We start from the raw sequence: 8,201 nt of genomic DNA, 5'->3' as shown, positions 1-8,201 counted from the left end.
CAACGAGGCGGTCGACCAGCGCACCATCTCCGAGAGCGACTTCCGGCGCGCCCGCGAGGCCATCCGCGAGGCCGGCGAGATCGCCCAGCGCGCCGGCGCGAAGCGGCTGGCGCTGACCCACATCTCCTCGCGGTATCCGGGTGACGCCTCGGGCCACGAACGCGAGGCCGGCGCGTCGTTCGACGGGGACTGTTTCGTCGCCGAGGACGGGCGGACGATCGAGATCCCGTTCCCCGATGGGGAGTAGGCACGGCGGACGAACAGCCACCCCGGCGTCGGATATTTAGCCGGCAAGCGCCAACCGCGGCTGTGAACGCCCCGAGCCCCACCGACGGGCCGGTGTTCGGCGTCGACATCCAGAGCGGCGACGTCCGCGGCGACGCGCCGACCTACGCCCTCGTGATCCTCCGCCCCGACGACGGCGACGAGGGGGAGGCCGGCGTCGAGCGCGACGCCGTCTCGCGCCGGAAGCTCCGCCGCCTGATCGAGGAGGCGGAGCCGACCCGGCTGGCCGTCGACAACATGTACGAACTCGCGGCCGACAAGAACGCCCTCGTGGGCTTTCTCCGGTCGCTCCCCGCCGGCACCGATCTCGTGCAGGTGACGGGCGCGAACCGCCCCGAACCGCTCTCGCGGGTCGCCCAGCGCTACGGCGTCCCCTACGCGAAGAAGCCGATGAAGGAGGCCGAGGCGGCCGCGCGGCTGGCCCACCGTAACGTCGGCCAGCGCGTGACCGCCTTCGGCGACACGACCACCGTCAAGGTCTCCCGCGGCCGCTCGGCTGGCGGCGGCGGGGGGTGGAGCGATGACCGCTTCACCCGCCGGATCCACGGCAACGTCCGGAAGGCCGCCCGCGAGGTGGAGTCCGATCTCGACGACGCGAACCTCGAGTACGAGAAGGAGGTGACCGAGAAGTACGGCGGCCTCTCGAACGCGGTCTTCACCGTCGAGGCCCGCCCCGAGGACATCCCCGTCTCGAACACGCGGAACGGCGACGTGCGGATCGAGATCGAGCGCGAGCGCCGCGACGGCATCGAGTTCGAACCGCTCGTGAAGCGGCGGGACCACGTGGTCGTCGGGATCGACCCCGGCACGACCACCGCCGCGGCCGTGGTGGGGCTTGACGGCACCGTCCACGACCTCTTCTCCTCGCGGACGAGCGACACCGCCGAACTCACCGAGTGGCTGATCGAGCGCGGCCGGCCGATGCTCGTGGCAGCGGACGTGACGCCGATGCCCGAGACCGTCGAGAAGTTCCGCCGGAGCTTCGACGCGGCGGGCTGGACGCCCGAGTCCGACCTGCCGGTCGACGAGAAGCTCCACCGTACCCGCGATCACGCCTACGAGAACGACCACGAGCGGGACGCGCTCGCGGCGGCGCTGTTCGGCGTCGACGACCACGCCGACCAGTTCGAGCGCATCGCCGCGAAGGTGCCCCCGAAGCTCGACCGCGAGGCGGTGATCGCCCGGGTCGTCTCCGGCGAGGAGTCCGTGGAAGCGGTCGTCCGGGAGCTGACCGACGACGGCGCCGACGAGGAAGACGAGCAGGAACACGAGGAGCGCGAACTCACCGAGGAGGAGCGGCGCATCCGCGACCTCGAAGCGCAGGTGGGCCGGCTCAAGGAGCACACCGAGGAGCTTGAAGAAGAGCTCGAGGAGAAGGAAAACGAGATCAGAGAGTACGAGCGCGAGCTCAGCGACGCCCGCAAGAAAGAACGGCGCGAGGCTCGCGAGCGCCGCGAGGTGAACCGGCTCGAACGCCGCGCCGAGCGCCTCGAACGCGAGCGCGACGAGGCGATCGCGGAGAACGAGGAGCTTCACGAGAAGCTCGCCCGGCTGAAGACGCTCTGGAAGCTGGACCACTCGGACTTCAGCGACGTGGCAGGCGACCGCGACCTCGTCGCGGTGAAGACGATCCCGCAGTTCACCCGCGACGCGATCGACCGCGCCGACGACGCGTTCGGCCTCGCGGCCGGCGACGTGATCTACCTCCGGGACGCAAGCGGCGCCGGCACGTCGACGGCCGAGCGGCTCGCCGAGACCGAGCCACGGCTGGTGCTCAAAAACGGAAACCTCTCGGAGGAGGCCGACGCGGTGCTGTTCGACCACGAGATCCCCGTGGCGCCGGCCGACCCCGTGACGATACAGGAGGTGGACGAACTGGCCGTGGCCCGCGAAAGCGAGGTCGAAGAGGCGATCGACGACTGGGAGGACCGCGCCGAGGAGCGTCGGCGCGAGCAGACCGAGAGCATGATGGATCGCGTGATCTCCGAGCACCGCGCCGACGAGCGGCTGGGTGGGGAAGGCGCGTAGGCGTCACCGTTCGCCTCGTTCACACAGTTCCAGAAAGCCTAACCCCGCTCCCGGGGCAGTTCGGGTATGGACGCACACGACCTGATCACCCGCAACGCCGCGGAGGTCGTCACCGAGGACGAGGTCGAGGAGCTGGCAGCCGATCCCGAAGGGAAGCGCGCCTACGTCGGCTACGAGCCCTCCGGCGTGCTCCACATCGGGCACATGCTGGGCGCGAACAAGCTGATCGACCTGCAGGAGGCGGGGATGGAGGTCGTGATCCTGCTCGCGGACGTCCACGCCTACCTCAACGGAAAGGGGACGTTCGCAGAGATCCGTGACACCGCCGAGCGGATGCAGGAGCAGTTCGTCGCCTACGGGCTCGACGAGGAGAAGACCGAGTTCCGACTGGGCTCGGAGTTCCAGTTCGACGAGGAGTACGTGCTCGACCTCCACGCGCTCGAACTGGAGACGACGCTCTCCCGCGCCGAGCGAGCGATGAGCGAGATCGGCTCCGGCGACTCCGTGACCGTCTCGCAGGCGGTGTACCCGCTGATGCAGGCGCTGGACATCGAGTACCTCGACATCGACCTCGCTGTCGGCGGAATGGAGCAGCGGAAAGTGCACATGCTCGCCCGCGACACGCTGCCCAGCGTCGACTACGAGTCACCGACCTGCCTGCACACGCCGCTGATCTCCGAACTCTCCACGGGAATCGGGAAGATGTCCAGCAGTTCGGGCGTCACCATCTCCATGGAGGACTCCACGGAGGACATCGAGGAGAAGGTCAACGGCGCGTTCTGCCCGGCGGGCGAGGTCGACCCGGACCCGACCGACGACGGCGAGGAGCGCAACAACCCCGTGTTGGAAATCTTCGAGTACCACGTGTTCCCGCGGTTCGACGAGGTGGTCGTCGAGCGCCCAGAGGAGTACGGCGGCGATCTGGAGTACGACAGCTACGAGGAGCTGGAGGCCGACTTCGCGTCGGGCGAACTCCACCCCGCCGACGCCAAGCCGACGCTGGCGCGCTACCTCGACGAACTGATCGAGCCGGGGCGGGCGAAGCTCCGAGAGCAGCGTAACTGACGCCGCTTTCTCGCCTTAGACCATTCCGAACTGCCGCATCACGTTCCCGACGAGCGCGCGGACCACCAGCCCCAGCCCCGCGAGGACGAACGCGAGGCCGGCGGCGACGATCGGCGCCCGCCACGCGACGAGTGCGATCCCGGCGAGGACGAGGAGGATACCGGCGATACCGCCGACACCGAGTCGGTCGTACATACGTAACGCTGCGAAGGGTGCGGTGAAAACGCCGGCGGTCCTGCGTTTCACGACGAGCAGCGCGAGGAGGGAAACGTGGGTCCACGGAGACGAGCACAGCGAGTCTCCGGCGGTCCGGAATCCCACAGCGCTTAACCACCCCAGCGTCCAAGCCGGTGCTGATGAGCAACGACGACCTCCCCGAGGGGATCCGGGCCCCCGAGGACGACGAGCTGTTCGCCGAGGTAGTCGAGATGCTCGGCGCGAATCGGGTGACAGTCCGGTGTGCCGACGGGGAAGAACGCACCGCCCGCATCCCCGGCCGGATGCGCAAGCGCGACTGGATCCGCGAGGGCGACCTCGTGCTCGTGAGTCCGTGGGACTGGCAGGACGAGAAGGCCGACATCGAACACCGCTACGAGAACCGCGAGGCCGAACAGCTCCGCGAGGGCGGGTACGTCACGGAAACAGACATCTGAGACGCGCCGAGATCGACTTCCACGACCGCGGCATGGCCTCCGCCGTCGCGCGACGGAGCGCGCGACAGGTCGCTCACCGCGGTCGGCTCGGACCACCCTTTTACGCCACGACGCCCAAGTTCGAGTGAATGAGCGAGGACTACGGCTTCGTCGACGAGGAGATGGCGGAGCCCGGCGACGAGTTCGAGGAGATCGAGGTCGCCGATACCGAGGCGGACAGCACCGCCCGACGGCAGGACCGGGAGTTCGACGAGTTCCGGAAGCGGCTGAAGAACGTCGAACGTCTCAAAGTCGAGCAGGGCGCCTTCGACGACGCCACGCTGGGCGCGCTGTACAAGCTGGTGCAGGACGGCCACGTCGGCGCCTTCGGCGGCCCGCTGTCGACCGGCAAGGAGGCCAACGTCTACGAGGCACGCGGCGAGGCCGGCGACGTAGCGGTCAAGATCTACCGGATCAACGCCTCCGACTTCCGACAGATGCGGGAGTATCTCGAAGGCGACCCCCGCTTCGAGGGGCTGGAGGACAACAAGAAGGAGACCGTCCTCGCCTGGACGCGCAAGGAGTTCGCGAACCTCAAGCGCGCCGAGAAGGCGGGCGTGCGCGTCCCCGAACCGATCGCCGTCCAGCGGAACGTACTCGTGATGGAGCTGGTCGGGCAGGCCGACGAGCGCCGCGCACCCCGACTGGCCGAGGTCGACGTGGAGAACCCCCAGCAGGCCTACGAGGTCGTGCGGGAGTACATGCGCCGGCTCCACTCGGCCGGCCTCGTCCACGGCGACCTCTCGGAGTACAACATGATCGTCCACGAGGGGGAGCTGGTGATAATCGACATGGGGCAGGCGGTCACCGTCCACCACCCCAACGCCGGCGAGTTCCTCGAACGGGACTGTGAGAACGTCGCCGCCTTCTTCTCGCGGCAGGGGCTGGACGTGACGGGCGACGAACTCGAGGCGTACGTCACCGAGGCCGACGCGGATCCGGCGGGCGAGCCCGACGGAGCCGCGTGAACGACCGACGAGGAACGCTTACAACCCTCCAGCGGCTAAACCGCTTCATGCAACACGTAACGGTCCCACAGGACCGCATCGGCGTCCTCATCGGCTCCGGGGGCGAGACGATGCGGGAGATCGAGGAACGCGCCGGCGTTCGCCTCGACATCGACTCCGAGGACGGGTCGGTGGGCATCGAGACGGTCGGCGACCCCATCGACGCGATGGCCGCGCCCGACATCGTGAAAGCGATCGGCCGCGGGTTCAAGCCCGAGACGGCGCTGGGGCTGCTGGAGAGCGACCTGCGACGGCTCGACCTGATCGACCTCACCGAACAGACGCGCAACGACAACGACCTGCAGCGACAGAAGGGCCGACTCATCGGCGAGGACGGCCGGACCCGGGAGCTGATGGAACAGCTCACCGGCGCGAACGTGGTGATCTACGGCTCGACGCTGGGGATCATCGGCGAGCCCGAGGAGATCGACGCCGTCCGACGCGCGGCCGGGATGATCCTCGACGGCGCGCCCCACGGCGCCGTCTACTCGTTCCTCGAGCGCAAGCACAACGAGATGCAGCAGGGCTGGAACGTCCGCGAGCAGACGTAGCCCGACGAGCACGCCGCCGACCGCCGGACCGGAGCCACGGAACCGCGTGTCGACCGCCGGCGCGGAACCCGCGACGACGTTCGTACCGCGTTCGACCGTCACCCGCGAGCGATGCCGTCGGGGCGACTAACAACTATTAACCCCCTCCGGCCGGAATACTCCCCCAAGAATGGCCGAGGACGTCAAACCGACCCGGAAGAACCTCATGGCGATCGAGGACCGCATCGAACTCTCCGAGCGGGGCCACGACACGCTCGAGCAGAAGCGTGACGGCCTCATCATGGAGTTCATGGACATCCTGGATCAGGCTCAGGACATTCGGAGCGACCTCGAGACCGACTACCAGACCGCCCAGCAGAAGCTCGACATGACGCGGGCGATGGAGGGCGACGTGGCCGTCCGCGGCGCCGCCGCCGCCCTGAAGGAGCACCCCGAGATCACGACCCAGTCGAAGAACATCATGGGCGTCGTGGTGCCCCAGATCGAGGCCTCGAAGGTCCGGAAGCCGATCGACGAGCGTGGGTACGGGCTGATCGGCTCCTCGGCGCGCATCGACGAGACCGCCGAGGCGTACGAGGAGCTCATCGACTCGATCATCCTCGCGGCCGAGGTCGAGACCGCGATGAAGAAGATGCTCGAGGAGATCGAGACCACCAAGCGCCGCGTGAACGCCCTGGAGTTCAAGCTCCTGCCCGAACTGTACGAGAACCAGGAGTACATCGAGCAGAAGCTCGAGGAGCAGGAGCGCGAGGAGATCTTCCGGCTCAAGAAGATCAAGGCCAAGAAGGAAGAGGAGGAGGACGCCGCCCGCGAGGCCGAGGAGGCCGCGGCCGAACAGCCCGCGACCGCCGACTGAGCCGTGTCCTGTCCGGCGTGTGGCGCCCCGGTCGTCGCTTTCACCGTCCCGACGGACCTCCGGGAGCACGCGCCGGCGGCCGAGAGCGCGATCTGTTCTGTCTGTCTGCGGACCCTCGCCGCCAGCGATGCCGGGGTCGACGACGCCCCTGCTCCGGAAGAGGCCGACTTCTCGGTGATCCACGAGTCGTTCCCGACTGGGGAAGGCGCCGTCGCGTTCGCGCTCGCGCTGGGGAAGCTCGATTCGCTCGCGCTGGAGCGCGCGGCGATCGAGGAACTGTGTGAGGCTGCCGAACGGGCCGGCGTCGACGTTCGGCTGGCGCTGGAACGGTTAGCGGCGGCCGACGAACTCGATCCGCCGTTCGATATCGGCCGCCGGAGCCAGCAGTTGGCGTCGTTCCGGTAAGTCGCGGTCTCCTTCTGCCGGGGAAAATCAGACTGCTCCGCAGATCGCTGTATAGAGCCGATCTATACGTACGTGAACCACTCCTCGTGGTCGTCGGTGCGGCGCTCGACCAGATCGAAGAACGCGCTCTGGAGCTCCTCGGTCACCGGGCCGCGGCCGCCGTCGCCGATCTCGACGTTGTCCACCTGCCGGATCGGGGTGACCTCGGCGGCCGAGCCGGTGAAGAACAGCTCGTCGGCGGTGTGGAGCTCGCCGCGGGAGATGCTGACGTTGTCGTGGACCTCGTAGCCGCGCTCCTCGGCCAGCGTGATCACCGTGTCGCGGGTGATGCCGTCGAGGATCGACTCGCTCAGCCCCGGCGTGAAGATCTCGCCGTCCCGGACGAGGAAGATGTTCTCACCCGGCCCCTCGGCGACGTTGCCCTCCTTGTTCAGGACGATCGCCTCCTCGTAGCCGTGGCGGCGGGCCTCCTCGCCGGCCAGCATGCTGTTGACGTACAGTCCCGTGGTCTTCGCGTTGGTCGGGATCTGGCTGGAGGCGTGCTTGCGCCACGAGGACACCTTCACCTCGATCCCGTTCTCCAGCGCCTCCTCGCCGAGGTAGGCGCCCCACGGCCACGCGGCGATCGTCACGTCGGTCGGGCAGTCGCCGGGCGAGACGCCCAGCGAGTCGTAGCCGTAGTACGCGAGCGGGCGGACGTACGCCGAGTCGAGGTCGTTGCGCCGGATCACTTCCAGCGTCGCCTCGGTGAGCTCCTCGCGGGAGAAGTTTATCTCCATGTCGTACGGCTTCGCGGAGTTGTAGAACCGGTCGAGGTGCTCCTCCCAGCGGAAGATCGCGGTGCCGTTTTCGGTGTCGTAGGCGCGGACGCCCTCGAAGATGCCCGTGCCGTAGTGCATCGCGTGGGTGAGCACGTGGACCTGTGCGTCCTCCCAGTCGACGTACTCCCCGTTCATCCAGATCGTCCCGTCCTGCTCCATCTCCTCGAAGGCGCTCATACCCGCGTATGGGGACGGCGGGGTCTTAAAATCGTCAGAAACGCCGGCCTCAGTCGAGCCGCGTCAGCAGGTCCCGCCCCTCGACGTACGTCAGCCCCTCGCGCTCGGCGTAGGCGCGCGCGTCGGCGGGGGTGCGCGCAGCCCCGGTTTCGCCGTCGAGCATTTCACACACCACCACGGCCGGCTCCCGGTCGGCCGCCGCGGCGAGCGCGAGGCCGAGTTCGGTGTGGCCCTGTCGGTCCACGAGCAGGTTCGGCGCGCCCCGGAGCAGCGTGACGTGGCCGGGCGAGCGGAACGCCTCCGCGAAGTCGTCG

Annotated in this window: 10 protein-coding genes and 1 pseudogene; 8 read left to right on the top strand and 3 right to left on the bottom strand. The window is 68.5% G+C overall.

The features are described from left to right. From ACFR9S_RS10450 to ACFR9S_RS10440, 3 genes and pseudogenes are all read left to right on the top strand, one after another. Positions 1-247 (top strand): annotated as a pseudogene (locus ACFR9S_RS10450) (ribonuclease Z); the annotation flags it as partial. A gap of 62 nt (positions 248-309) precedes the next feature. Then, the gene (locus ACFR9S_RS10445) at positions 310-2,313 is read left to right on the top strand and encodes a DUF460 domain-containing protein (RefSeq protein WP_379818573.1); all 2,004 of its coding nucleotides are present in this window, start codon (positions 310-312) and stop codon (positions 2,311-2,313) included. A 66-nt stretch (positions 2,314-2,379) separates the two neighbouring features. Further along, positions 2,380-3,378: a tyrosine--tRNA ligase gene (locus tag ACFR9S_RS10440; RefSeq protein WP_379731287.1), complete on the top strand. Its 999-nt coding sequence runs from the start codon at positions 2,380-2,382 to the stop codon at positions 3,376-3,378. A 15-nt stretch (positions 3,379-3,393) separates the two neighbouring features. On the opposite strand, the gene ACFR9S_RS10435 is transcribed toward ACFR9S_RS10440, so the two are convergent. Further along, on the bottom strand, positions 3,394-3,573 hold the full coding sequence (locus ACFR9S_RS10435; RefSeq protein WP_379731288.1) for a DUF7470 family protein: 180 nt from the start codon (positions 3,571-3,573) through the stop codon (positions 3,394-3,396). Positions 3,574-3,734: 161 nt separating this feature from the next. Here ACFR9S_RS10435 and eif1A point away from each other — a divergent pair, with 161 nt between their 5' ends. The 5 genes from eif1A to ACFR9S_RS10410 all read left to right on the top strand — a co-directional run bounded on the left by eif1A (position 3,735) and on the right by ACFR9S_RS10410 (position 6,889). Then, positions 3,735-4,031: a translation initiation factor eIF-1A gene (gene eif1A / locus ACFR9S_RS10430; protein ID WP_379731289.1), complete on the top strand. Its 297-nt coding sequence runs from the start codon at positions 3,735-3,737 to the stop codon at positions 4,029-4,031. Between the two features lie 128 nt (positions 4,032-4,159). After that, positions 4,160-5,038 carry a serine/threonine-protein kinase Rio1 gene (rio1, locus tag ACFR9S_RS10425; RefSeq protein WP_379731290.1) on the top strand — a complete coding sequence of 293 codons (879 nt, stop codon included), beginning with the start codon at positions 4,160-4,162 and terminating at the stop codon, positions 5,036-5,038. Between the two features lie 47 nt (positions 5,039-5,085). Then, positions 5,086-5,628, top strand: coding sequence for a KH domain-containing protein (locus tag ACFR9S_RS10420; RefSeq protein WP_379731291.1), 543 nt, complete (start codon positions 5,086-5,088; stop codon positions 5,626-5,628). Between the two features lie 169 nt (positions 5,629-5,797). Further along, the gene (locus tag ACFR9S_RS10415; RefSeq protein WP_379731292.1) at positions 5,798-6,484 is read left to right on the top strand and encodes a V-type ATP synthase subunit D; all 687 of its coding nucleotides are present in this window, start codon (positions 5,798-5,800) and stop codon (positions 6,482-6,484) included. Positions 6,485-6,487: 3 nt separating this feature from the next. Then, positions 6,488-6,889, top strand: a complete 402-nt coding sequence (locus ACFR9S_RS10410; RefSeq protein WP_379731293.1) for a DUF6276 family protein — start codon at positions 6,488-6,490, stop codon at positions 6,887-6,889. A gap of 62 nt (positions 6,890-6,951) precedes the next feature. Here the strand turns inward: ACFR9S_RS10410 and ACFR9S_RS10405 are convergent, their stop codons facing one another. Both ACFR9S_RS10405 and ACFR9S_RS10400 read right to left on the bottom strand, forming a co-directional pair. Then, on the bottom strand, positions 6,952-7,887 hold the full coding sequence (locus ACFR9S_RS10405; protein WP_379731294.1) for a branched-chain amino acid transaminase: 936 nt from the start codon (positions 7,885-7,887) through the stop codon (positions 6,952-6,954). Positions 7,888-7,936: 49 nt separating this feature from the next. After that, a partial coding sequence (locus ACFR9S_RS10400) for a 3,4-dihydroxy-2-butanone-4-phosphate synthase (RefSeq protein WP_379818571.1) occupies positions 7,937-8,201 on the bottom strand: 265 nt, incomplete at its 5' end.

The sequence above is a fragment of the Halolamina salina genome (assembly GCF_042678005.1).
In the GTDB taxonomy this organism is placed as follows: Archaea; Halobacteriota; Halobacteria; order Halobacteriales; family Haloferacaceae; genus Halolamina; species Halolamina salina.
Note: the sequence above shows the minus strand (reverse complement) of the source record. Positions and strands in the feature narration are given on the sequence as shown.